Here is a 24129-nt window from a genome sequence, read left to right as displayed (position 1 = left end):
GGTGTTCTCACTTGCCGCCATGACCGCGCTCCGTGCCCGGGCGGGCCGGCTGCAATGCCGGAGTGGAAAAGCGGGGTGCCGACAAGCAGTTAAGGTATCGATCTTTTTGCTGAGAAGCAAAAGAACGACGACCGGGAACTCCCGCAGAAGAAGTTCTCATGAGGCATTGAAGGCCGGAAATTGTTTTTTTACCATAGGCTGTTCTCTTCTTTAGTATTAACGTGTTATTTTTCAGCCCTGCAGTTTTTTTCACATTTTCTTAAATCGGCACGGTGACGGAACTCGACTCAAGAACGCCTTCACAGAGAAAAGGAAAAACGGAAAAAGGAGCGTTCGGCTCTCTCAATGTCCGTAAACTCGTTGCGCCCCTGAACCGCTCAACCGAAAACCTTTCAAAACTGGCCCTCTTCGTACGCTTTCTCAAGCCGGTCACCTGGATTCCGGTCATGTGGAGCTTTCTGTGCGGAGCCGTCTCGAGCGGCCGGTTCGGATGGGAGAACCTCGCCGAAAGCAAATTCCTGCTTGCCATGCTGCTGACCGGTCCGCTTGCCACCGGCACCTGCCAGATGCTCAACGACTATTTCGACCGCGACCTCGACGAGATCAACGAACCCGACCGGCCCATACCCGGCGGAGCGATATCCCTTCGCAACGCGACCATCCTGATCGCCGTCTGGTCGGTGCTGTCGGTCATCACTGGCTACCTGATACATCCGCTGATCGGCTTTTACGTGGTCATCGGCATCATCAACGCGCACCTGTACAGCGCAAACCCCATCAAGCTCAAGAAACGGCTCTGGCTGGGCAACATCATCGTCGCGGTATCGTACCTTATCATCCCCTGGGTGGCCGGCGAAATCGCCTACAACCCGGGGCTGAGCCTCCGGAACCTGCAGCCGTCGCTCATCATAGCCGCCATGTACACCATCGCCAGCACCGGCACCATGACCATCAACGACTTCAAATCCGTCGACGGCGACCGTCTGGCAGGCATCAGGACACTGCCGGCCGTATTCGGCGAAAGGAATGCAGCACTTATTGCCGCCATACTCATCAATCTCGGCCAGTTCCTCGCCGCTGCATGGCTGTTCATCTCCGGCCAGGCCATATACGCATGGACAGCGGCAATCCTCATCGTTCCTCAGTTTCTCCTGCAGTTCAGCCTTGTGCGTTCTCCCAGAACCATGGATGTGCGCTACAACGCCATCGCCCAGAACTTTCTTGTGGCCGGCATGCTGGTCTGCGCTCTGGCAATCAAAGCCTCCCGGCCATGATGCGATTCACCTCCCGGCCCGAAATATCGGTCATACTTCCAACCTTCAACCGTGCGGGGCTGCTTGAAAAGGCAATCGAGAGCGTTCTCTGCCAGACCTTCCGAAACTGGGAACTGCTCGTGGTGGACGACGGCAGCTCCGACGGCACCTACGGGGTGGTGAATGCCTATCTCGAACGCTGCAGCGCCCTGCGCTACCTGAAGCACAGCAACCGGAAACTCAACATGACGCGCAACGCCGGCATCCAGGCGGCCTTCGGCACATGGATCACCTTTCTGGACAGCGACGACAGCTATCTGCCCCTTCATCTGGAAAGCCGCATGGATTACATGCGGGAGCATCCGGAAATCGACCTGATTGTCGGGGGATTCCACACCGACGAAGAGCTTTTCGTCAGGGACTGCTACAATCCCGAAAAGATGATCGACATCAGGGAGTGCATTGTCGGCCCTACGCTCTTCGGCCGACGGGAGCTGTTTCTGGCGCTCGACGGATTCAAACCCCTCCCCTATGCCGGCGAAACCGAACTCTGGTCGCGGGCTGAAAGCGAATTCAGGGTGCAGAAAATCGAAGAGCCGAAAACCTACATCTATACCCGTGCCGACGACAGCATCACGAAAAACTTCACACCCTGAACCCCGCGTGCCATGATCAGAAACATTACGGTATACTGCAGCTCCAGCAACCACGCTCCCGAGGCCTACTTCGAGTGTGCCCGGCAGCTCGGCAAGGGCATGGCCGAACGGGGCATCGGGCTGGTTTTCGGAGGAGGGAACGTAGGGCTCATGGGATGCGTATCCGATGCCGTCATGCACAACGGCGGCACGGTACGGGGCATCATCCCCCGTTTTCTCGAGGAGAAAGAGGTGGCGCACTACGGCATCTCGGAACTGTTCGTGGTTGAAACCATGCACGAGCGGAAAATGAAGCTCACCGAGTGGGGAGATGCCTTCGTGATTCTGCCCGGAGGATTCGGAACCCTCGACGAGCTGATGGAAATCATCACCTGGAAACACCTCGGCCACCACCGCAAACCCATTTTGCTGCTAAACTGCAACGGATTCTGGGAGCCGCTGCTCTCTTTTTTCAGGCGTATCGCCGAAGAGGGCATGGTCGGAAAAAACCACGACAGGTACTACACGGTATGCAGCACCCCCGAAGAGGTGTTCGGGATTCTCGAAACCGGAGACCCGCAATCCTGAACGTCATCATCTGCAGCCGCAGTAGCGACCCTCGAAGTGAAGGAACCGGGAAGACGCAAGGCCTGTTACCATGTATACTTTCGGCCGACTCCGTCAGAGAGGCGCCTGCGTTTTGTTTTATGAAACCGTTACCAATGCCCTGAGGCAACCACCCCTTTTATGAGCAGCAACTACTACCCAGCTCTCGGCCTTACCCTGCTTGCCGGACTCTCCACAGGAATCGGCAGTCTGCTCGCCCTTATGGTGAACCATACCAACAAGAAGTTTCTCACCTTCGCCCTCGGCTTTTCGGCCGGCATCATGCTCTATGTCTCCTTTGTGGAAATAATGCCCCAGGCTGGCGATACCGTGGCGAAGGAAATCGCGGAACACGCCGCGGGCTGGATCACCACCACGGCATTTTTCGGCGGCATGCTCTTCATCTGGCTGATCGACCAGCTTGTGCCGGATTTCGAGAACCCGCACGAGATGTCGATGATCGGCACCCTGAACGCCGAACCCTCCGAAGAGGCACGACTGCACCGCATGGGCATCTTCACGGCCGTAGCCATCGCCATCCACAATTTTCCTGAAGGCCTTGCCGTCTTTTTCAGCGCGCTATCCAATCCCGATCTCGGCATCATTATCGCGGCCACCATCGCCCTGCACAATATACCCGAGGGCATGGCTGTTGCAGTGCCTATCTACTTCGCCACAAAAAGCCGGACGAGAGCCTTCGGCTACTCGTTCCTCTCCGGTCTTGCCGAGCCGCTCGGAGCCATTATCGGCTACACCCTGCTCAAGCCTTTTCTCAGCCCTCTGGTATTCGGCAGCGTACTTGCCGGAGTGGGAGGCATCATGGTCTACATAGCGCTCGACGAACTGCTTCCGGCAGCCGAGGAGTACGGCGAACACCACATCGCTATTTCAGGCCTCATTCTCGGCATGGGAGTCATGGCCGTAAGCCTGCTCCTGCTGGCATAAGAAGAGCGTGTGCGGTGTGCAGGATACTGCCTACTGCCTACTGTCTGCCTGTACATCCGCACGGGTAACGTTAGCCACGCTTTTAAGCTCCTTTTCCATCCAGAGGTGCCGGTCATAACTCAGGCCGGCCATCACCTCCCGATCGCCGGCCTCCTTGCGAATGGCGTTGATCACCAGCCTGCCCCCCGGCTGCAGGCGCTCCAGGGCGGCAAGCACAGGGCGCCATGCGGGCGTGGTGTCTATGATGGCCGAGCATGGTTCCGGAGGCGAGGCTTCGCTGTCTCCCGCCCAGTCGGCCCCGAGTTCCCGGGCCAACTGCCGCTCCCCTGCGCTCCGGGCAAAAACGAAAACCGGGGAAACCGGATAGAGAAATCGCCACATCCGTACAATTCGCCAATAAAAAAAGCGGTGGCCGCACGCTGCAGCCACCGCTTTGCCTGTTTGAATCCGCTCGGGAGGTCACAGGAGGGAGCGCCCTTTCGGAAGATCCTGCGTCAGTGGCAATCGTGCCCCTGGCAGGTCTGCTGTCCCGTCACTTTCGTGAGTGCACCGCTGTTGAAGCGTTTCAGCGCCTCTTCCGCCGTAGGGGCAAGCCCTGCCATGTAAACCCCGATGCCCGACATCTGAAGCCGCGAAGCGGCACGTGCGCCGATGCCATTGCAGATAACGGCGTCAACGCCCATTCCTGTAAAGACATCCGCAGGAGTGCACTGGCCATGGTCATGCTGGCTGTCGCCGTTAGCGGTAATCTCGAAAGCGCCGGTTTCAGTATCCGAAACGGCAAAAAACGGAGCACTGCCGAAGTGGTCGCACACTTTTGATGTGTGACCGGCATTCTCATCCAGAGGAATAACTACTCTCATACATTGTCTCCTTGACTGTTTTGTTGATCGACCTGACGACCATGAACACCTGCTCCATCACCAGAACCCTGACCTCTGCCCATTCCCTGGCCCCTGCCCTGACGGTCAAACCCGGTTTTCAGACCCCGGCATCTTCCGCCGCCCATTCGACCGCCTCCGAATCCCCCGCCCGTCGAACGGCGATGGATGTTTTCGTTTGCGCACGAAGGGCAAACCCCGGGTCTCGGCAAACCGTGAGCCAAACTCCACTGATGCCCGCAGGCGGCACATCCGAACACTCTTTCTTCACTGGTAACCATGATATTTCCTCCTGTTACGGTTAACTCTCTTCCATAAATCAACATCTCTGCAACCTTATGCCTGGCCGAAGCGAGAATATTGCCGAAGGTCTGACGCGATACATGCATCTCCCGGGCAGCCGCCTCCTGGTAGAGCCCCTCCAGGTCGGCGAGCCGGATTGCTTCAAGTTCGTCAAGCGACATCTCCACTCCCTCGAACCTCTCTTTCGGACACCCTGCCGGGCTGAAAACCCTGTAAGGCGGCTCGCCGCTCACTTTCCTGCACTTTACCGGTCTTGTCATACCTGTTTCAATAATCCGGATTTCCCTTCAGTTATTAGCATATGCCAGTAACATACAACAAAAAAAGACTCCTGTCAAGAGCTGTCAGGTGTTATTGAGAATAAAATTAAACTCCGGAACCGATCGGATCAGGCGGACTGTTTGAAAATGTTCAGATATCTTGATAAGATAACTTCATACAAGCTCCCCCGAACCCCATCCCCTTTACCGATGAGCGAACTGTCCGGCTACACCATCAGAACTATGACCCGCTCCGATCTCGATATCGCCGTAGAATGGGCCGCCAGAGAGGGCTGGAATCCCGGAAACGGTGACGCAGAATGCTTTTACCGTACCGATCCGGAAGGGTTCCTCATCGGGCTGCTCGGCACGGAACCGGTTGCCGCCATCTCTGTGGTCAGATACGGCTCTTCCTCCGGATTTCTCGGCTTTTACCTTGTTCTGCCCAGGTATCGCGGCATGGGTCTGGGCCTCCGGATATGGCATGCCGGTCTGGCCCGGCTCGAAGGCCGCACGGCAGGCCTCGACGGCGTGGTGGCCCAGCAGGAGAATTACCGCAAATCCGGATTCGCCCCGGCATGGCGCAACATCCGCTATGAGGGCACAGGAGGAGAAGAGGGAAAAAACAATATCCCGAAACGGGGAAGCATCGTGTCGCTTTCGGAATTACCTTTCGGGAAGCTCCTGGAGTACGACCGATCATTCTTTCCCGAGGAGCGCAGGGCATTTCTCGACTGCTGGATCAACCAGCGGGGTTCCGAGGCGCTCGGCATCACGGAAAACGAACGAATTGCCGGATACGGAGTCATCCGGCCCTGCCGCAATGGCTTCAAAATCGGCCCGCTCTTTGCCGACCGGCCTGATCTCGCCGAAGCGCTCTTCTCTGCCCTGAAGGCCCCGCTAACGGAGGGGACGCCGCTCTTTCTGGACATTCCGGTGGTCAATCCCTCAGCGCTGAAGATGGCGCAACGGCACAGGATGCGCGCTGTCTTTGAAACCACCCGCATGTACAGGGGAAAACCTCCGAAGCTCCCCCTCCACAGAACCTACGGCATCACAACCTTCGAACTCGGCTGATCGACACCCTGATGCACCTCAGTGGTGCGAGGCATTCAGTCGGAAACGGAAACAGCCGAAAGGTAGTCGGCTCCGAAATCCGTTCTCAGCTCGATCCACATCGGCAGATGATCCGACATCTGATAGGTTCTCCACTCCTTGTAGGTAAGCTTGTACTTCTTTGTCTTTTCCGCATAGTACAGTTCATCTTCTCCGTCGGGATCATCGGCACCCCGGCGGAACACATACCTGAAATAATCGAAAATACCGGCATTGCCGACATCAATGAAGGTAGCTCCGGGATGCGGCGCAACGGGCTGTTGCCAGAAGGCGATCTGGTCATACGCCTTGTCGCGGGCAACATTGCTTCCGACGGGAATTTTCCGGAGCTGATCGGGAACCCGGAATCCGTTCGAGTGAAGCGACTGCCAGGTCACATGCTCCTTGCCTACGATGTTGAAATCACCAAGCACGAAAAAGAAGTTTTCGGCATCGGAATCATGCTCGCTTTCGGCCCGTTTTGAAAGGAAACGGGTAAGTTTCCTGATCTCCTCATTTCTCCTGACCATCCCCTCCCGGCCTGTTCCATAGTAGATATGGACGGTACAGAGTATGAATTTCAGCCAGCCAGCCTGAAAGGTCACAAGAAAGGGCGAGCGAGCAAACTGCAGACCGACACCTGTCAGGGCATCTGCCGGGGGACGCACCATCGCTTGTTTCGACCATGCCTTGTGCACTGAAAAATCAAGCTCAACCTGGCCGGTTGCAGCTGAAACCGGAACTTCGGCCGCCCTGGGCAGCACAAGAGAACTTCCCTTTGGAAGGACAATACGCGTACCTTCCGGCAGAGGAATTTCCAGATCGTTTTGGAGAAATGTTTTCCCTTTTGACTTAACAACAGGAACATCTCCGGAGTGCGAAAACAAAGAGCCCTCCGGAAACTCCACATTCAGACCGGAAGTATCCCTGAAACAGATGGCCGAGAAATCAGTAACCACATCGCTTTTGTCGAGCACTACCTCACCCGCTATGCTGGTGAAGCGCACCCGGTTTTTCTGGAAGACGAAAACCATCCGCTCCCGGTTTCCCGAAGAGCCCTCGGTAACGTCGGTAGCGATGTAGCCCCACTCATGCTCACCAAGAAATTCCATCAGCACCCTGAGCGAACCGAGATCCTCACGAACTTCCTGAAGCGCAACGATATCGAAATGCGATATGATTTCCGCGATAAAATAGAGCGACTCCTTGAGACGACCTCCATATTTGGGTGTATCGAACTCGCGGAGATTCCATGTGGCAAGCCTCAGCCATTGCCGACCGTTACGTTCAGGAACCGGCATAGCTGAATCCCCTCCTGAAGCATCGGCGATATGGGCATCGAGCGCACCACGCAGTACGAGCAGCTTCTCTGCGGTTCTTTTTTTCCAGGCCCTGATGTGCCCGGCATCGTTTTCCCTGATCCTGAGAGACGAGTAGACCGGCATGGCAGCCTCCTTCATTCTTGTTGAGGAGATTTCACTGGAACCCTCTGGAAGATTATCTTGTTATAAGTTATTAAAATACGAATGTAACACGAGTTTTTTTTCAGACGTGGTGCATTTGAAAAGCAAGAAAATAAACATGAAAAACGATGCACTATAAAGACGTAAACATGGAAGCGGCAAAGCGTATCGCTCTTGTGGCACATGACAACAAAAAGGCAGATCTTCTTGCATGGGCAAAGTTCAACCGCGACCTGCTCGAGCACCACACGCTCTACGCTACAGGAACCACCGGAGGGGTTTTCGAGCGTGAACTCGGTCTCACGGTGCATAAACTCATGAGTGGACCTCTTGGAGGCGACCAGCAGATCGGTGCACGGATCGCCGGCAGTGAAATTGATTTTCTGATCTTTTTCTGGGATCCGCTGGAACCACAGCCTCACGATCCGGATGTGAAAGCCCTTTTGCGAATGGCTGTGGTCTGGAACATCCCGACAGCCTGCAACCGCGCAACAGCGGATTTCATGATCTCCTCGCCCCTGATGGACAGGGACTACAACCGGCAGGTTCCGGATTACGATTTCTACACCAATCGCCTCCAGAATCCCGGCGTCTGAAGGGAAACAACAACCGTAACAAGCAATCCATGAACCAGAAGCCCGGCCACGAAAAGCTGAAAACGCGCTACAGTCCACTCGTAACCGAAATGGTCGAGCGCTGGGCTGAAGGGAAACCCCTAAACGCCGACTCCGGCAAGGCAAACGGCTACTACCGTCTCACCGGCTGGCTGCTCGACTATCTCGTTCTGCATGGAACGTTCCCGAAAGGAGTTCACGCCATGCCGGAAGGACGAGACCGCTTCAACCAGACAGAACCTTCGTTCCCGGTTGATTTCGACACCCTCACCGAAGGCTTCTCCCTCCCGGAATGAACCCGCACTCCCTCAGAATGCAGGCGCCCTTTCGAGCGTTTCCACAAGAAAATTCCAGAATTTTTCGACGGAAGGGATATTGACCTTTTCATCCGGAGAGTGAGGATAGCGGATGGCAGGGCCGAACGAAATCATGTCGAGCGACGGATAGGTAGCGCCGATAATACCACACTCCAGACCGGCATGCACCGCCTTTTCCTGCGGAGCTTTCCCGAATTTCCCGGTATATATCTCCCGCATGCTCTTCAGTATAGGCGAACCGGGGTCGGGTTTCCAGCCAGGATACCCTCCGCCGAACGCAACTGTCGCTCCGGCAAGCTCGAACAGACTCCTCAGCATGGCCGAAAGATCTTCCCTGGCGGAATCCATAGAACTTCTCAGGAGACATTCCAGGGCAACCGATCCATTACCGGATTTTACTATGGCCAGATTGCTGGAGGTTTCGACCAGACCTGCCATCTCATTGCTCATGCGCACCACGCCGTTCGGACAGGCCCGGACTGCCGCCAGCAGCTTCCCGAAAACACGTTCATCAATAATCCGTAAGGGAACCACAGCAGGAACCGCTTCGATCTGCAACCCGGGATCGGCGCATGAAAGCTCATTTTTTATGGCCGCAGCCTCTATGCAAAGGGCGTCAAGAAAGTTACCGGCCTGCGAGGCGGGAACCGCAACCGTCGCCGTCGATTCCCGAGGAATGGCGTTACGGAGGCTTCCACCCTCGATCGAGCTGAGAAGCGCACCGTGGCGGAGATACCCCACCTGCAGCACCCGGTTCATAATCTTGTTGGCGTTGCCGCGGCCAAGGTTGATGTCCATACCGCTGTGGCCGCCTCGCAGCCCCGAAACCCCGATCACAAAACCCGCATATCCGGACGGAACCGTCTGTTCACGATAACTGAATGTCATCGTTGCGTCGAGACCACCCGCACAGCCTATAAACAGTTCGCTGTCGTCTTCCGAATCAAGGTTCAAAAGAATGGCACCCCTGAGCAGGCCAGGCTTCAGTCCCATTGCCCCACTCATGCCGGTCTCTTCTTCGCTCGTAAAAAGCGCTTCGATCGGGCCATGCCGCAGCGAGTCAGATTCCAGCACGGCCATGGCGGCCGCCACCCCGATTCCGTTGTCGGCGCCAAGCGTGGTGCCGCGGGCATGCACCCACCCGCCCTCAACAACGGGTTCTATGGGGTCAGAGAGAAAATCATGCGAAGAGCCGAAGTTCTTCTGCGGCACCATATCGAGATGAGCCTGCAGAATAATTCCCTTGCGATCCGCCATGCCGCGAGTTGCGGGTTTTCGGATGATTACGTTCCCTGCGCCATCGGCTATTGTCTCCAGGTCGAGATTCCGGCCGAAATCCGAGATAAACTCCCTGATTTTCTCCTCGTGCCCCGAAGGACGGGGAATCCTTGTCAGGCTGTAAAAGTTTCGCCACACCTCCCGCGGGTCAAGCTCCCGAATATCGTTACTCATGATCCACACTCTCCCCTGAATACAATGGTTGTAATCACTCCTTATTTTCAATATACACCCTCCTTCAAGCATTATAAACCGTGCCAAACCCTGAAATTCCGGAACCGTCCCCCCACAGGAAGCTCCTGCCTCCCATCCTTCACGGTAAATGGGGTTACATAACCCTATGGAGCGTTTTAGGCGGATAGGGAGTTTCTATATTTTCATACGGCAACCCTTCCCGGCACAACCGTTGCCTGGGGCTAATCGAAAATGCTTACAACCAGCTTGCTATGACACTCGTTTTTGTCTACAACTCCGACAGCGGGCCCATCAGCGGACTGCTCGATATCGGGCACAAGATTCTCAGCCCGGATACTTATCCGTGCAGCCTCTGCAACCTCACACACGACACTTTTGCCGAGAAGGAGGGGTGGAAGGAGTTCCGAAAAAGCATCGGAGTGCCGATGGAGTTCCTCCACCGGGACGAGTTCGAAAAAAAATACCGCCTCACCTACCAGTATCCGGTAATCCTCATGAGAAACGGCGACATGAAAGTGCTCATGAAAAGGGAGGAGATCGACCGTATCGAAAACCTGGAAAAGCTCATCGAAGCAATAAAAAATGCCATGGCATAAAAAGCATGAGCCCTCAGCAAACAGTTTTTTTCTTAATGGCGACTGAGGGTTTATTGGGGCTGGCGCTATTCCTATCGGGTCTTATTATGTTATATTTAATTTTTTAGCGCCATGACTGCAGCGCCCATTCCAGGCGGCAGAATGCACTGAAATTTTCGCAAGCAGAACGTATCTTTTCTCAAAAAAAATCATACATCCATGGCAAACAGCAACGGCGTTTTTTCAGACCTCTTCAATGCGGTCGGCAACCCGGTACAGAACGTGGCCGACACGCTCGGCAGTGGAGTCTCCTCAGCGGTTTCTCTTGTCGAGTCCTGCACCAGTCTCTGTGCGACACTCCTCACCAGCTCGGTCAATACAGCATCGAGGCTCGTTCAGGATGTAGCAAAAGGCATCAACTCGGCCATCACTCCGAAGCAATAAACCTTCAACGTGCATGCCGCAACCGCCCCGCCCCAGTCCGGAGCAGGGCGGCTGTCCTCTCTATGCGTCCATTATTACTCACTCTCCAGCAACCCTCTCCTTGAAGGTCACGCCCGGCAGAGCCGCCTCCCAGATGGCTGCGTACCTTGCCTTTTCGGGCTCCGAAAAGCGGATGGAACCGGTAAGAAACCACGACCCGGGATGTTTTTCGGTATCGTCACCTTCCCGGGTTCCAAGATGCAGGAGAGCGGTCACCCTGCCGTCCTCGCCCCGCACCACCCGCCAGCTCCCCTTGATGTAGTGACCCGAATCGGCGGCCACCAGATCGAGTATCTCCTGAAGCTCCTCCTCCTCGCTCTCACCACGCAGATCAATCGATCCGTACGCATAAGCAAGGGAGTTCATCTCGTCGAGCACGAAGCGGATGTACTTGTTACGCACCATGTGGTGCAGCTCCAGCCCGTCAAGCAGGTAGATGTACTGGCGACCGTTACCACCCACGCCTGAAATCGAGCGCGGCAGGGTGCCGTACTCCTCGGCAAGACTCGAATACCACAGAGAATATTCTTCGAAAAGGTCAGCAAGAAGCTCTCTGGATGCACTGGTTTCCATATCGGTTGTGGTGGCTTGATAAAATGTTGCGAAAAACCGTCTGACCGGTTATTGCAAGATAGGTATCGCGCAAGAGATTCCGGCATGAGCATTTTCCCGGGGAGGGCGTCAAAAAAGTGCCGGAACGGCCTTTCGAATGGAAAACAGCGCGGAAAATGCTATCATAAAAATACATCTATTTATTATCATGAGCGGTTCGAGTAGAAGTTGTTCCTGTCAGAATCGCAAGCGCAAAAGCACGGGAGGAACCGGAGAAAGCGAAGTGTTCACGGGATTTCCGGGCACCGGTCAGCGAAGCAATCTGATCGCAGAATAAATAAATAGAGGGGCCCATGAAAAAGAGCAACCCGGAACAATCTCCCATGAAACGGTCTGGCGCAAGCATCATTTTCCTCAACAGCCGCAACGAAGTACTACTCCTCCTCAGGGACGACAAACCCGACATCCCCTATCCGAACATGTGGGACCTCCCAGGCGGACATGTCGAAGAGAACGAAACCCCTGAAGGGTGCATCAAGAGGGAGATGCTGGAAGAGATTGAAACCGACGTCTCACGAAGCCGCCTGCACGCGGTCTACGACTTTCCTGACAGGATCGAGCACATTTTCCTGATGGACCTTGATGTATCAGCCGACGCCATCCCTCTGAACGAAGGCCAGCAGCTTGGATGGTTTGCAGAGCACAATCTGAAGGGCCTCCCTCTCGCTTATGGTTTCGACCTGGTGCTCGAGGACTTTTTCGTCGCTCTTCGGCAAAATGCCAGGTAACGGCAAGGCTACCCACAAGGCATATTTCCGTTCCATACGGGAACCTTTGCACAGCACAAGAAGTATCACTAAAGTACTGCCAGATCAGAACGGGACTGAAAACATAAACGATTGCACCCATGGACCGGAAAACCCTCGAAACCTGCCGCTCCTTCCTCAAGGATACGATACGCCAGGCTGTAAACTTCTCCGAAACCGATCAGAACCTCCATATTCCACCGCCACCTCTGGAAAAGCCTTATGCTCCCGATGCAAAACGCATAGAGCTTCGATCGGTAGAAACCCTCAAGAATATCGGCCTTATCGACCTCGGAACGGCTATTGCGAAAAGGAAAAGCTGCCGCAACTACAGCAACGCATCGCTCTCCATCGAAGAACTCTCCTTCCTGCTCTGGGCTACCCAGGGAATAAAGGTAAAACTCGATGCAGGCCACGCTCTGAGGACGGTGCCTTCGGCCGGATGCCGCCACGCCTTCGAAACCTATCTCTCGATAATACGCGTTGCCGGGCTTGATAAAGGCGTCTATCGCTATCTCCCCCTCGAACACCAGCTCCTTTTTGAATTCGACGAAGAAAATCTGGAAGGGAAAATAACCAGAGCGGCTCTCGGCCAGCCGTTTGCCGGAGAGGCCGCCGTCACCTTCATCTGGACCGTCATTCCCTACCGCATGGAGTGGCGCTACGGACTGGCTGGCCACAAGGTCATTGCACTCGACGCAGGGCACGTATGCCAGAACCTCTATCTCGCCTGCGAAGCCATCGGCGCCGGCACCTGCGCCATCGCGGCTTACGACCAGGCCGCAATGGATACCCTGCTCAGGGTCGACGGAAAGGAAGAGTTCACCATCTACCTTGCTCCTGTCGGCAAAAAATTATAACGCAACTGTTTGCCATGAACTCCAGCTCATTTCTTCGAAAGCAATGTTCAGGATGTAACAAATCCAACCTGATAGAGCGACACATTATCCTCGAAAAACCAGGAACACACCATGTACTGACATTATCATTTACTATCATTGCTGTCTGATCAGCGTCATGGGTAAAACTGAACAGCAATCTGTTTTATGAAATCGGTACTTATTACCGACGCAACACCAGGAATTGGATAAGCTTTCGCCCGTAACTCCGGGACCCGTCGTCAAAGCCGCAATCCGGGCAATTAAAAACCCCCGTCCATTTATAGTACCGGGCTTATACGTCAGAATCATGATTCACGGTGACCGGATATTTGCCCTTCAGTTATGGTTAAATCCGGGGTACTGCTTGTGCGAAGCGAAACATCAGGGGTAAAACCTTACAGTTAAAAATATTTACTTATTTTTTGCAGCAACAACTGCATATCTACCGGTTTTATAAGGTAATCACTCATACCGGCCGCTATGGCACCCTTGATCAACTGCTCATCCGTCTCACCACTGAAGCCGATCACCGGCATTACGGAAACCTTCGGATGCTCCGATTGTCGTATCAGCCTTGTCGCCTCCAGACCGTCCAGCTTTGGCATACCGATATCCATCAACACTAAATCAAATCCTCCACTTTCGAGCTTCTCTATTGCATCCCTCCCGTTTTCGGCTGCATCAACCGTCATGCCGTATTTTTCAAGAAGAATGGCAAGTCCTATCCGGTTTACTGCCGAATCATCAGCAATAAGCACCTTTCTGCCTTTCATTTTATGCAGGGAAATCCCCTGAAAGTCCTTAAAAACAGCAGCAATTTCCCTGATGAGATCATGTTCCGTACAGGGTTTGGTAATCAAGCCCTGCATTCCGGCTTTTTTCGACTTTCCATGCGCGATAGAATAGGACTGTTCCGTATAGGCGACGATCGGAATACTGGAAGCATCTTTTCCAGCCTGCCCGTTTCTGATCATTTCAGTTGCTTCATACCCGTTGAGTATCGGCATTGCAAGATTCATGACAACAAGATCATATCCAGCCGCCGATAATTTTTCGATCGCCTCATCTCCATTCGCGGCTTCATCCACAGCAGCCACAAGCGGCATAAGAACATCCTTTATCGTGGCCCTGTCCTTTTCTATATCATCGACAACGAGAATACGTTTTTTTTCAAACAGGGCTCTGTTTTCATTGATCAGCTCATTGTGACTTCTTTCGATTTCAGCAGAAGTTACAATCGGGAATGTTAATACAAACTCGGTATACTCTCCTTCGACGGAACGGCAGGTAATATCCCCACCAAACGCATGCATGACGCGCTTGCAATAGGATAAGCCCAGTCCTGTTCCACCCTTTTTGCTTGCCGAAAAATAAGGATCGAACAACTTGTCGAGGTATTCCGGAGAAATTCCGGGGCCGGTATCCTTGACTTTTACCCTATTGCAGTCGTCCCCATTTTCAAGCATTATGTAAATTTTTGACTCAGGAAGGGACTCAAGAAAATACAGTGCGTTCTTGATCAGATTGAAAAGCACAAAGATGTACATGGTTTCGTTGATTCTGAACATGAAATCCCCGCTGTCGTCAAAAATAATTTTTGCACGCTCCAAATCTGATTCAAATCCATATTCATCAATAGCCTTTCTTGTAATAAGTGCTGCCGGAACATGAACAAAACTGCTCTTGCTGATAGGCTTCTCTCTTACCTCGTCAAGAATCATGGTTATAATCTGAGTCCCGCGCTTGACCGCAATCTGACACCATGCGACGTGTTGATATAAGCTGTCGAGCACATGAAAAAGAGTCTCATGCGCAGTATTATTGGCACCTGATGACGACTCTTCCCGTTTATAAGCCGGAAGCTGCTGTTCGATGATTTCAAGATTGAGTTTAACCTGACCGAGCGGGTTTCGCATTTCATGAGCAATGCTTCCGGCAAGCGCCTGAAGGGCGGCGTTCTTTTCCATTGCAACCTGCCCCCGTCTGTTACTGTAACTGAAAAGATACCCGGCAACGATGGAAAAAAACATAACAGTCAGGTATGCAGGAATATCAAACTCCGGAGTCAGCCGGATATCGGATGTTGTAAGAATAAAAAATGCAACCCCGGCAAACACGCCGACAAAAAGATCAAACAGGAGCATGAGCCAGTTTGGAACAAAAGCTATCAAAACAAAAGCCATAAAAATCTCCCAGTAAAGCCAAAGCTCATGGAAATTATTCTTGAGCAAAAAAAGGGTAAAAAGAAAGGGTAGAATGAATATGAGGGAGAAGTGCCAGAATACGGGGAAATATTTTTTGGCGAATGGCGACTCCATTCTGACAAAAATCATGGAGACCAATGCCAATACCGAAGCCGTCAGCCGCAATACGAAGTTTTCGTATTCCATCTGAAAACCGTACTTGAGAAGAAAATGGAAAAAAATATGCCCCGGGGCGGCAAGCAACGCCCCCCAAGTGACATTGAACCTCGAAATCTGTGTTCCCTCTCTCACGCATTTTCTTATATATCCTGAAAGACTCATCTGAGTTTCCTTATAACTTGAAGAGCTGCATCCAGACCTGTAACTGAACTGAAAGCAACAAAATAGTGGTCCCGTCTATGTTGGGTCTATGGTCTCTGATTTCGTAGGGATTGCTATAGGGGGCCAGCTCAAGGCTTGCAAAAGAAAAGTTACACAAAAACGCCGAAAGAAAAGGGGTATCAATAAAAACTGTATAACAATCAGAAATTTCAGTGGTGTGATGCATTGCATGCAGACCGGGCGTGTAGCAACCTCCGCGATACATTGGCTCAGGCTTCGACTATCAATGTCCCCCGTCTATGTGCGCATGCTCATGCACGACCATATGGCTATGGCTCTGATGGCGGGCGGACCGGTCGTGGGAAAGAAGAACGAATGCACGAAAAAAAACGGCATGGTAACCGTGATAACGAAGTCGAAATCAAACTTCATAAAAACAAGGCGAATAAAGGCATTATGGATACCTCAAATCCGAACACTTGTTGAAAACAAAAACCGCAACGGCATCGGGCAGCATACAACTTTGAGAAAAAAACGTGTTTGATGTTTCACCAGAAAACAAGTTTCTTCACTTTCTGTTGTATGATCGAAAAAAGATCCTTGTAACTGATCACACCAGACATCAAATCCATGAAATGATAGGGCATTGTTCTGGTTCTGGAGAGAGCACCGATAAAAAGGGCTTTCGTATATTCGGAAAACAGGAAATTCCGTATCATGTTGGCTCGATCCATCTCCCGGGTTATTTTCGAGTAATATTTTTCATAATCATCAGCAACACTTGTTGTACTGCCTGAAATCGCAGAAATGACAGCATGCGCTGCATGCTGACCGCTCTCGATAGCAAAGGCAATCCCCTCCCCTGTTATCGGATCCACCAATCCTGAAGCATCCCCAACGAGAATACAATCTTTCGACACAGCATTCCGGGCATAGTTGCCGAAAGGGATATAATGCCCTTTCAATGGCACAGAACATGGCTGACCGTTTCGGGCAGTATAGAACTCACTGAATCTGGTTCTGATATTCCGGTTTTTAGGGAACAACCCCCCAAGACCAACCGAGCAACTGTTTTTTTTGGGAAAAACCCATCCATATCCCCAATCGACCTCACCAAAATAGATTTCCGGCCTTGCCGTGCCGTTTTGCCGGCAGGCTCGATCCGGCGTTTCGGCTTGAACAGCAAAAGCATAACTGCTTCTGTCAAAACCTTTTGATGTAACGGCCCGGGTCACGATACTGTTTGCGCCGTCAGCGCCGATCAGGTAACGATATCGTAGCTCTCTGCCCGAACCAAGCAAACACGATTTTGCGGTTGTATCGACAAACTCGACCCTTTCGCCCAAAACGACATCGGCACCCGTTGATGTTGCCTTTTCCAGCAGCCTATTATCGAATGTGCTTCGATTACAAAAATACAACTCCCCATAATTTTCAATAGCATTGATCAGCTGCCCCTTATGAAAGAAGAGCGCGCCATTCGTCTTGCACTCATACACCTCCTCCCATCCTGACTCGAAAACATCCAGAAAATTCTTTTTTGTCCTGCTGGTCAGCAACCCTCCGCACAATTTTTCCCTGGGAAAAACAGCCTTATCGACAACACAGACATCAATGCCGTTTTTTGCAAAAGTATAAGCAGCCGATGATCCGGCTGGACCTGCGCCCACAACCAGACATGTATATGAGTTTTTCATGATTTTTATTTTATACTCACTCCCTTTGCATGGAGTTCCGAAAGGATTACAAGCCTTTTCCGGAGCTATGTCAGCTCAATCCGTCGCCTACCTGAATACTCACATGGAAGCTGCACATCCCTGAAACCGGATTTTATTTCCATCTGGTGCAACCCATGCGCTGTTCACTTACCTGACATGCTGGATTTACGTAATGGAGAGCGAAACCCTGTACCCACTTACAAGCAGGAATTTCCTGGTAACGAGGTAACGAGTTCCTCTGCTCAGGCACTTAAAAAGATAACACTCATATGGTAGTTATGCATTACTTTGCCTCTATTACGAACATCCCATGGAAACAATTGATCTTTCAGCATACGCCAGGATAGTGTTCTTCACCGGAGCGGGCATGTCGGCTGAAAGCGGCGTACCCACATACCGGGGAAAAGGAGGAATCTGGAGCGCGTATGATTTCGAGGAGTATGCCTGCCAGAAAGCGTTCGAGCGCGATCCGGAAAAGGTGTTACGCTTTCACGAAATCCGGCGCCGTGCGGTGCTCGACTGCTACCCCCACGCGGGGCATGGGGTTATGGCAGACATACCGGAAGCTTCGATCGTCACGCAGAACATCGATGGCATGCACCAGCGTGCCGGTTCTGCTGAAGTGATCGAACTGCACGGCAGCCTCTGGCGACTCAGGTGCGACCGGTGCTGGATGGTGAAGGAGGATTACGGCCGCGATTACGAAACGCTCCGGTGCGGCTGCGGCAGCTGGCTAAGGCCGGACATCACATGGTTCGGCGACACGCTCGACGGCGCCGTCATGCGGAAGGCGTCAAAGAGCATCGCGGCATGCGACCTCTTCATCAGCATCGGCACCTCCGGAACCGTCTGGCCGGCAGCAGGGTTCCCCTCGCTCGCCCGCGATTCAGGAGCATACTGCATCGAAATCAATCCGGAACCCTCCGGCTCAACCGGCTACCACCGCGTCGTACGGGAGGAGGCAGGAAAAGTGCTTCCCATACTTTTTCACTGCAAAATGAAACGATGACTCTCCTTCAGTTGCACGATAGCAAAAAAAGCCGTCCGCACCTTCTCGAACTGTTCGTTCAGCGCACCGGGGAAAAAGGCTTTTGCCTGCCGTAGCCCGTGCCCTTCCATCGTTCGGGATGGAAATCCGCAATATCTATCTTGCCGTAGTGCTTGGGAGGGGTTAAGACCTCTTTTTCAACCTTCTCGGGTTCCGAGACATGAAAACGCTCCTCCTCGACCCTGACGAGCTGCCACGTTCTGTCCCTGCGGGAATAGTTGAAGGTGTAATTCACGCTCCAGCGCCACGCGCTTCCGCCGTAGTGATAGACGGTAAAGGTTTTCAGACCGGCACCGACATCCATGAACGGGTCACCCATCACGCCTCCGCAGGCAGAGCAGTAGACGATATCGTCGTTGCGCCTGACAAGTCGCAGGGCTCCTCCCTGCTGCCGGATCAGGATGAACAGCGGTCGCTGACCGACCTCGATTTCGGGATCGGAGCTCCGGACTTTCTGCCGTTCCAGTACGAGAATGAAGTCATTAAGGCCATCCCCGTCGAGATCCGCTTCCGAGAGGATGAGCGGTAGCGTACCTTTTTCCACGAATGCCCCCACCCCCTGGGGCAGATCCTTCATGGAAGGGTATAAAACCGGATAGTCCACTGCCGACACATCCTTTGAACGAAAGAGAACGAACAGTGCCATGCCGGCAAGCACCGGAAAAAAACGCAGAAATCTCATACGCTGCTCTTTAGCGTTACATGTTACCGGATTGCTGTATCAGGGATTTTCATGCTCCAGGGCGTGTCCATATCTGCCGGGCGGCGTACCCTTCGAGCTTGAGCCCCATGGCAAGCAGCTCGATGCGCTCCGGCACCACCTCGATCATCATGCCGAACCAGTGTTCGGTCCACGCTTCAGGACGTCCGAAAAGCCGGAAGGCCTCCATGAATCCGGGATCTTCCTTGCGAAGCAACCGGCCGTGGCCCCTGATCTGCAGGCCGGTGATATCATGTATGTCGTCGGAAAACTCGGATTTCGGGTCAAAAACGCCTACGCTGACGTTGGGGTTCTGCTTGATGTTGCCAAGCTTCTGGCCAGGCTCTCCGGCCATGAAGAGGGTTAACCCTTTTGAGCGGAACAGGATGGGCGTAGACCGAGGAATATTGTTGCGGCAGGTTGAGAGCACGCACAGCCGACGTGAAGCAAGAAAGGCAAGAATACGCATTTCGAGATCTTCCTGCGAAAGCGGCCTCTGCACGCGCTTCGTGAAGATTTCAGGTACCTCGGGCTTCTCATGTTCACTCATGACCACTCCCGTTATACTGATTTACGCAATACCACTGTCAAATTAATATCAACAATTTCCGCTACTCTTCTGCATGATTTTTACATCAAGCCAGGAGCTGGCTCACCTGGATGTTTGAACATGCGTACCGATCCCCGTATCTTGAAGTGTGAAGTTCTTTACTGACAAGCCGCACAAGAATAAAAACCTGGAGACGAAACCATGCAGAACAGCAACTCCGAGTTAATAGAATCCGCCCGAAAGAAGTTCGCGCGGTTCAGGGAACTCAAGAGAGAACACGGCGAAGAGGTGGCATGGGAGAGCATGCTCGAAGGGTTCCCCGAACTGCAGAAACAGCGCATGGACACGCTTCTCGCCCTGCCTACGCTTGCCGAAGGGTTTCGGGCTGCCGTGCCGTATTTCAGGGCAGTGGGCATGGAGATGGATGTGGTGGACATTTCCAACCGGGGCATGGATGCGGTGCTGGAGATCCAGCGCTTCTGCCCGTATCTGGAGGTCTGCAGGGAGTACGGCTTCGAGACTCCCTGCCATGTGATCTGCGAAATGGATATGGAGGCTTCCCGAAGGGCTTTCCCCGAAATGAAAGGAGAAATACTCTCTCGCCAGGCCTTCGGCAGCCCGGTCTGCATCTTCAAGTACCAGCGCCCGGCGAAAACAGATGCGGCAACAGGCAAACCGGCTCCTGCCGAAACATAAAATCCGGATCCATCGGCAGGAAAATCCATTCATTTGCTTTACTTTTCATTGTTTATTCTTTTCGGGATCCTGCCGAACCGCATAGCTTTCAGGGCAAGATCCCCATGAGTGGTTTCAAATGAAAGCCCACTGCTGTTTTTTTTCGGCATCGACGATATGGTGAAGAGTGGTTTATTCCCTCAGAAGGGGATTATGCGTGACGATGGTATTGGCTGAAGCGGATGACGATATTCATGAAAGTTCAGGAAGAGAAGTGGAATAATTGCCGGGGAATTTCCGATTCCTTATTCACTCAAGTTGTAAAACAAGACTATCATGCCACGTTACACGCCCGAACAGCTTGCCAAGCGCAACGCATCCGTATGGACCGAGATCCAGATCCTGCTGGCGCCGGTGCAGTTCGTCATCTTTTTGACCGGTATCGGCCTGAACGCCCTGTATGCCAGCAATCCCGCCTCGATCGACTTTTTCTGGATCAGCGTGGCCATTCTCTTCAAGACGCTCTTTTTTGTCATACTCTTCATCACCGGCATGTTCTTCGAGAAGGATATTTTCGGCAAGTGGGTCTTTTCGAAAGAGTTTTTCTGGGAGGATGTCGGCAGCTCGGTTGCAACCTTCTTTCATTTCCTCTACTTCGTGCTCGCCTGGAAGGGCTACCCCGACGACACCCTGGTGATATGGGCCACCGGGCCTATTCGAGCTACATCATCAACGCCGTGCAGTATCTGGTAAGGATCTGGCTCGAAAAAAGCAATGAACGGAAAATGAAACTGCAGGCCGAAGTCTGAGCCGGTCCGGTTTGATCAAATCACACAACACTCTACTGCATCATGAACCAAAGCTTCCGAAAACTCTGGAACATCACCTTTCTGGTTGTCGGGCCCCTGTGGGCGCTGTTTGTCTGGATGGTTTGGACATCAGGACAGCTGAGAACGCCGCAACAGGAAATACTGTTCTTCAGCGTGGTCATACCCGGCTTCATCCTGATCTACATCTCGGGGTTCCTCATCGCAAAACGTCACGCAAGAAAACAGTGCTCGGCTTCATCCTGAAACCGGCAACCGTTCAGTTGCGCGGTTCGAGCACCATGCCCTTCCCGTAGGTAACCTCCCCGGCAAGGCAAGGCCTGCCTTCAGGCGCTTTTTCAGCACCGATGCGCTCCTTTTTTACGTACCGTCTGCCGTCGAACGAGTGCCTGACGTACGAGGCTTCCCCACCTCCTCCCGACTCCATGCGCCAGATGTCGTTCCATCCGTTGCTCTTTCCGGGAGATACGATAACCGGAAGCTGCGTTATAGGAAAATCGCTGACGACAGCATATCCGCCTTCCCGAGCTTTCCGGAGAACAAGAAGGGTGCATCCGCCGGTGCCGCAGAAGAACGACCCCATGAGATACACCAGCACTTCCTCGCGGCCGTCGCCGTTCAGATCGACACCTTCATAGGCATAATGCGCCTTGAGGTCTCCCACGATCTCCCCGGTGTAGTCCGGCGTCGCATTGAGGATTACAGACTCGATCGCGGCATCTGGCCTCATTGCGGAGGGCACTCCGGAAAGCGGCTCCCAGACATAGATACCGCCGTCTGCCATGAGCGAAAGATAGATCCTGCCCTCCTTCAGCACATAAGCGCGGATGTAGCCCGCATCCTTCAGTATCATCCCGTCCATGCTCGGCGGTGGGCAAAGTGCCTTTGTGGACGCAAGCGGACCGAGCGTGAAGCCGCCGCTTGAAGGGTCGCCGGCCTGATCGGCCGTCCACGTGCCGTTCGCACGGTTGCAGTTCAGGCGCATGTTGATCGTTCCGTCCGCGTTCAAACGCATGGTGTAGAGCGAGGGATCCTGCGGCCGCGTGGTACCCTGGGCGTCGTCCATCGACTGGAACTCCACCAGCCGCCACTCCGTACCGGCAAGGGCTGAAGGAAGCGCTTTCGGAGCAACCGCTTTTTGTGGCACGCTCGCCTCACCCGCTCCGGACTTTGCGAAAGCGGAAAGCAGAAGCACGGCAACCACCCCGAGCGTCATGGCAGCTCTACCCGATTGAAATCGTACAATGTTCATTGCCGTATCCTCACTATTTTTTTTACCGGCAGGTTTATGTATTCGGCATATAAGTCAAAAAAATATGCAGCAGCCGGCAGCTATAATACCATGAAAACACCCTTCAGTATACCCTAAACCTGCACATAAGCTTCTGCAAAAAATTCAGAAGAGGATAACAGAGCAGAGCAGAACCGATCAGACTGAATTTCATTACGGCCATGACTGTGGTAAGCTCGGGAAAAGGAGGAGCTGTATTGCCGCCAAGCATCAGCAGAATCAGGACGTTCTCGAACGCGTCGAGCGGAGTGCAGAGCAGTACGGCCCACGAGATTGCAATACCGAGTGTAGCCATAAACCCGGACGCGTTCCCGGCAAGCCTCATACAGAGCAGGCTTAACGCCACCGGATAGCACATGAGAAACAGAAAATCCAGCAAAGTCTGCCGCACGCCAAAATCCACAACTCCGTGTCTTTCCCACACAGAAAGAATCGAATCTGCACGCAAAAACGTCACCGGCAGTTCCATATCGAGAATCCCCAACGACACACCCTGTTCCGGAATCACAAGGGGCTTGCCGACCTTGTAAAGCACCGCAATGAGCACAACCGAGATTACCGTGAATACTCCAAAGAGCATCTTCTGCCGTTCTGCAGAAATCCGTGAAAAAGGAGCTTGCATAACCTTAATTCGCCATCAGAAGGTTGAAAAAATGGGGGAACCGGCTTTTGAAGGCCTTCTGGGAACAGGTTCAGTGAACCATCGAATTTATCAAATGAAAAAAACTTTCTGAAACAGGAGCAAAAAAGCCGAGAAAACAAGTCGTTGGGTCACAAAACCCTACCCGAGCGATTTTACGGAAATCTGTCAGCCGGACTGCGCAAGAAGAAAACCGGCTCTGGATGAGCAAGTGAGCAGCAGCTATAGTGTACCCTGATATTCAGACAAAAGTTTATGGTGGTAACTTGCCCAAAAACAGGTACAAGTTATGAGAGAAAAGAAACGGAAAAGTTTTACGGCACAGTTAAAGGCCAAGGTGGCGCTTGAGGCGATCAGGGGCGAGAAAACCCTGAACGAGATAGGTCGGCTCAGGATTGAGTTTGGTTGGCTGAAAAAAAGTTGATCCGTACCTATGAAAGCTCGTAAAAGCTGGATCAGCGACAAGGAACAGTTGTCGGTATCGACCCAATGCAAACTTGCCGGGGTAAACCGGTCAGGGGACTACGGGCAAAGCAAAACCTCATGCCAAATACTGAAGATCTGGAACTGATGAAGCTTATCGACGAGGAGTACACCCGACATCCGTTTTATGGAAGCCGGCGGATGAAGCGGGTACTGCTCGCCCAAGGGCGCAAGGTCAACCGGAAACGGGTGCAGCCCTGATGCGTAACCTGCGGCTTGCTGGTATTGGGCACTGGAGCCATACCAGCAAGCCGCATCAGCAGCGCAAGGATCTATCCATACCTGTGCGAGGTCTTGCCATTACCAGACCGAACCATGTCTGGTCGACCGATGTGACCTATTGCCGGTTACCCGGCGGCTTCATGTATCTGACGGCCGTCATCGACTGTTCTTCCCGCAAGGTGCTGGCATGGAGGCTTTCGAATTCCCTGGATAGCAGCTTCTGTGTTGATTGTCTGGAAGAAGCTATCCGCAAGTACGGAATGCCGGAAATCTTCAACACCGATCAGGGTACCCAGTACACCAGCGAA

General features: G+C 53.0%; 30 protein-coding genes and 1 pseudogene. 18 read left to right on the top strand and 13 right to left on the bottom strand.

Annotated elements, in window-relative coordinates:
- Positions 1-272: 272 nt before the first annotated feature.
- The 4 genes from chlG to zupT all read left to right on the top strand — a co-directional run bounded on the left by chlG (position 273) and on the right by zupT (position 3439).
- Positions 273-1274, top strand: coding sequence for a chlorophyll synthase ChlG (chlG, locus tag K9G39_RS01970; protein ID WP_292003250.1), 1002 nt, complete (start codon positions 273-275; stop codon positions 1272-1274).
- On the top strand, positions 1271-1909 hold the full coding sequence (locus tag K9G39_RS01965) for a glycosyltransferase family A protein (RefSeq protein WP_363319353.1): 639 nt from the start codon (positions 1271-1273) through the stop codon (positions 1907-1909). Before chlG ends, K9G39_RS01965 begins: the two co-directional genes overlap by 4 nt.
- A gap of 12 nt (positions 1910-1921) precedes the next feature.
- Complete coding sequence (locus tag K9G39_RS01960) at positions 1922-2476, top strand: TIGR00730 family Rossman fold protein (RefSeq protein ID WP_292003249.1); 555 nt, start codon at positions 1922-1924, stop codon at positions 2474-2476.
- 159 nt (positions 2477-2635) lie between these two features.
- Positions 2636-3439 (top strand): zinc transporter ZupT, encoded by an 804-nt coding sequence (gene zupT, locus K9G39_RS01955; RefSeq protein WP_292003248.1) that lies wholly within the window; start codon positions 2636-2638, stop codon positions 3437-3439.
- 30 nt (positions 3440-3469) lie between these two features.
- Here the strand turns inward: zupT and K9G39_RS01950 are convergent, their stop codons facing one another.
- From K9G39_RS01950 to K9G39_RS01940, 3 genes are all read right to left on the bottom strand, one after another.
- A complete protein-coding gene (locus tag K9G39_RS01950; protein ID WP_292003247.1) occupies positions 3470-3868 on the bottom strand; it encodes a hypothetical protein in 399 nt (132 codons plus the stop codon).
- Between the two features lie 65 nt (positions 3869-3933).
- A complete protein-coding gene (locus K9G39_RS01945; protein ID WP_292003246.1) occupies positions 3934-4302 on the bottom strand; it encodes a NifB/NifX family molybdenum-iron cluster-binding protein in 369 nt (122 codons plus the stop codon).
- Positions 4299-4883 carry a DUF134 domain-containing protein gene (locus K9G39_RS01940; RefSeq protein WP_292003245.1) on the bottom strand — a complete coding sequence of 195 codons (585 nt, stop codon included), beginning with the start codon at positions 4881-4883 and terminating at the stop codon, positions 4299-4301. The genes K9G39_RS01945 and K9G39_RS01940 overlap by 4 nt, the downstream gene beginning before the upstream one ends.
- Positions 4884-5093: 210 nt before the next feature.
- On the opposite strand from K9G39_RS01940, the gene K9G39_RS01935 reads away from it, so the two are divergent.
- Positions 5094-5960 (top strand): GNAT family N-acetyltransferase, encoded by an 867-nt coding sequence (locus tag K9G39_RS01935; protein WP_292003244.1) that lies wholly within the window; start codon positions 5094-5096, stop codon positions 5958-5960.
- Between the two features lie 35 nt (positions 5961-5995).
- Here K9G39_RS01935 and K9G39_RS01930 read toward each other — a convergent pair whose 3' ends face one another.
- Positions 5996-7438 (bottom strand): endonuclease/exonuclease/phosphatase family protein, encoded by a 1443-nt coding sequence (locus K9G39_RS01930; protein ID WP_292003243.1) that lies wholly within the window; start codon positions 7436-7438, stop codon positions 5996-5998.
- Between the two features lie 131 nt (positions 7439-7569).
- Here K9G39_RS01930 and K9G39_RS01925 point away from each other — a divergent pair, with 131 nt between their 5' ends.
- A complete protein-coding gene (locus K9G39_RS01925; RefSeq protein WP_292003242.1) occupies positions 7570-8037 on the top strand; it encodes a methylglyoxal synthase in 468 nt (155 codons plus the stop codon).
- 29 nt (positions 8038-8066) lie between these two features.
- Positions 8067-8351, top strand: a complete 285-nt coding sequence (locus tag K9G39_RS01920; protein WP_292003241.1) for a hypothetical protein — start codon at positions 8067-8069, stop codon at positions 8349-8351.
- A gap of 12 nt (positions 8352-8363) precedes the next feature.
- Here K9G39_RS01920 and K9G39_RS01915 read toward each other — a convergent pair whose 3' ends face one another.
- Positions 8364-9824 (bottom strand): aminoacyl-histidine dipeptidase, encoded by a 1461-nt coding sequence (locus tag K9G39_RS01915; RefSeq protein WP_292003240.1) that lies wholly within the window; start codon positions 9822-9824, stop codon positions 8364-8366.
- A gap of 272 nt (positions 9825-10096) precedes the next feature.
- Here K9G39_RS01915 and K9G39_RS01910 point away from each other — a divergent pair, with 272 nt between their 5' ends.
- A complete protein-coding gene (locus K9G39_RS01910) occupies positions 10097-10441 on the top strand; it encodes a GTPase (protein ID WP_292003239.1) in 345 nt (114 codons plus the stop codon).
- 198 nt (positions 10442-10639) lie between these two features.
- Positions 10640-10864, top strand: a complete 225-nt coding sequence (locus tag K9G39_RS01905) for a hypothetical protein (RefSeq protein ID WP_292003238.1) — start codon at positions 10640-10642, stop codon at positions 10862-10864.
- Positions 10865-10942: 78 nt separating this feature from the next.
- Here K9G39_RS01905 and K9G39_RS01900 read toward each other — a convergent pair whose 3' ends face one another.
- On the bottom strand, positions 10943-11476 hold the full coding sequence (locus tag K9G39_RS01900) for a hypothetical protein (RefSeq protein WP_292003237.1): 534 nt from the start codon (positions 11474-11476) through the stop codon (positions 10943-10945).
- A gap of 332 nt (positions 11477-11808) precedes the next feature.
- Between K9G39_RS01900 and K9G39_RS01895 the strand changes: the two genes are divergently transcribed.
- Positions 11809-12243 (top strand): NUDIX hydrolase, encoded by a 435-nt coding sequence (locus K9G39_RS01895; RefSeq protein ID WP_292003236.1) that lies wholly within the window; start codon positions 11809-11811, stop codon positions 12241-12243.
- A gap of 119 nt (positions 12244-12362) precedes the next feature.
- Positions 12363-13121 carry a SagB/ThcOx family dehydrogenase gene (locus tag K9G39_RS01890; protein ID WP_292003235.1) on the top strand — a complete coding sequence of 253 codons (759 nt, stop codon included), beginning with the start codon at positions 12363-12365 and terminating at the stop codon, positions 13119-13121.
- A 422-nt stretch (positions 13122-13543) separates the two neighbouring features.
- On the opposite strand, the gene K9G39_RS01885 is transcribed toward K9G39_RS01890, so the two are convergent.
- From K9G39_RS01885 to K9G39_RS01875, 3 genes are all read right to left on the bottom strand, one after another.
- A complete protein-coding gene (locus K9G39_RS01885; protein ID WP_292003234.1) occupies positions 13544-15667 on the bottom strand; it encodes a hybrid sensor histidine kinase/response regulator in 2124 nt (707 codons plus the stop codon).
- A gap of 297 nt (positions 15668-15964) precedes the next feature.
- Positions 15965-16099, bottom strand: a complete 135-nt coding sequence (locus K9G39_RS01880) for a hypothetical protein (protein ID WP_292003233.1) — start codon at positions 16097-16099, stop codon at positions 15965-15967.
- 116 nt (positions 16100-16215) lie between these two features.
- Positions 16216-17364: a geranylgeranyl reductase family protein gene (locus tag K9G39_RS01875; RefSeq protein ID WP_292003232.1), complete on the bottom strand. Its 1149-nt coding sequence runs from the start codon at positions 17362-17364 to the stop codon at positions 16216-16218.
- Between the two features lie 331 nt (positions 17365-17695).
- Here K9G39_RS01875 and K9G39_RS01870 point away from each other — a divergent pair, with 331 nt between their 5' ends.
- Entirely contained in the window at positions 17696-18394 is a 699-nt protein-coding gene (locus K9G39_RS01870; protein ID WP_292003231.1) for an NAD-dependent deacylase, read from the top strand.
- A gap of 58 nt (positions 18395-18452) precedes the next feature.
- Here the strand turns inward: K9G39_RS01870 and K9G39_RS01865 are convergent, their stop codons facing one another.
- Positions 18453-19115, bottom strand: a complete 663-nt coding sequence (locus K9G39_RS01865) for a hypothetical protein (protein ID WP_292003230.1) — start codon at positions 19113-19115, stop codon at positions 18453-18455.
- A 49-nt stretch (positions 19116-19164) separates the two neighbouring features.
- Positions 19165-19683, bottom strand: coding sequence for a pyridoxamine 5'-phosphate oxidase family protein (locus K9G39_RS01860; protein WP_292003229.1), 519 nt, complete (start codon positions 19681-19683; stop codon positions 19165-19167).
- A gap of 201 nt (positions 19684-19884) precedes the next feature.
- Between K9G39_RS01860 and K9G39_RS01855 the strand changes: the two genes are divergently transcribed.
- From K9G39_RS01855 to K9G39_RS01845, 3 genes and pseudogenes are all read left to right on the top strand, one after another.
- Positions 19885-20379, top strand: coding sequence for an L-2-amino-thiazoline-4-carboxylic acid hydrolase (locus K9G39_RS01855; protein ID WP_292003228.1), 495 nt, complete (start codon positions 19885-19887; stop codon positions 20377-20379).
- Between the two features lie 315 nt (positions 20380-20694).
- Positions 20695-21167 (top strand): annotated as a pseudogene (gene bchF / locus K9G39_RS01850) (2-vinyl bacteriochlorophyllide hydratase).
- A 42-nt stretch (positions 21168-21209) separates the two neighbouring features.
- Entirely contained in the window at positions 21210-21431 is a 222-nt protein-coding gene (locus K9G39_RS01845; RefSeq protein WP_292003227.1) for a hypothetical protein, read from the top strand.
- A 13-nt stretch (positions 21432-21444) separates the two neighbouring features.
- Here K9G39_RS01845 and K9G39_RS01840 read toward each other — a convergent pair whose 3' ends face one another.
- Together K9G39_RS01840 and K9G39_RS01835 are read right to left on the bottom strand one after the other, a co-directional pair.
- Positions 21445-22437, bottom strand: a complete 993-nt coding sequence (locus K9G39_RS01840; protein WP_292003226.1) for an META domain-containing protein — start codon at positions 22435-22437, stop codon at positions 21445-21447.
- 103 nt (positions 22438-22540) lie between these two features.
- Positions 22541-23056 (bottom strand): hypothetical protein, encoded by a 516-nt coding sequence (locus K9G39_RS01835; RefSeq protein WP_292003225.1) that lies wholly within the window; start codon positions 23054-23056, stop codon positions 22541-22543.
- 349 nt (positions 23057-23405) lie between these two features.
- Between K9G39_RS01835 and K9G39_RS01830 the strand changes: the two genes are divergently transcribed.
- From K9G39_RS01830 to K9G39_RS01820, 3 genes are all read left to right on the top strand, one after another.
- A complete protein-coding gene (locus tag K9G39_RS01830) occupies positions 23406-23540 on the top strand; it encodes a hypothetical protein (protein ID WP_292003224.1) in 135 nt (44 codons plus the stop codon).
- Positions 23541-23659: 119 nt separating this feature from the next.
- Positions 23660-23800: an IS3 family transposase gene (locus K9G39_RS01825; RefSeq protein WP_292003223.1), complete on the top strand. Its 141-nt coding sequence runs from the start codon at positions 23660-23662 to the stop codon at positions 23798-23800.
- A partial coding sequence (locus K9G39_RS01820) for a DDE-type integrase/transposase/recombinase (RefSeq protein ID WP_292003222.1) occupies positions 23800-24129 on the top strand: 330 nt, incomplete at its 3' end. The genes K9G39_RS01825 and K9G39_RS01820, both read left to right, overlap by 1 nt.

The sequence above is a fragment of the Chlorobium sp. genome, assembly GCF_021740465.1.
Lineage (GTDB): Bacteria > Bacteroidota > Chlorobiia > Chlorobiales > Chlorobiaceae > Chlorobium.
The sequence above is the reverse complement of the archived record's forward strand: the minus strand, read 5'-3'. Positions and strand labels throughout refer to the sequence as shown.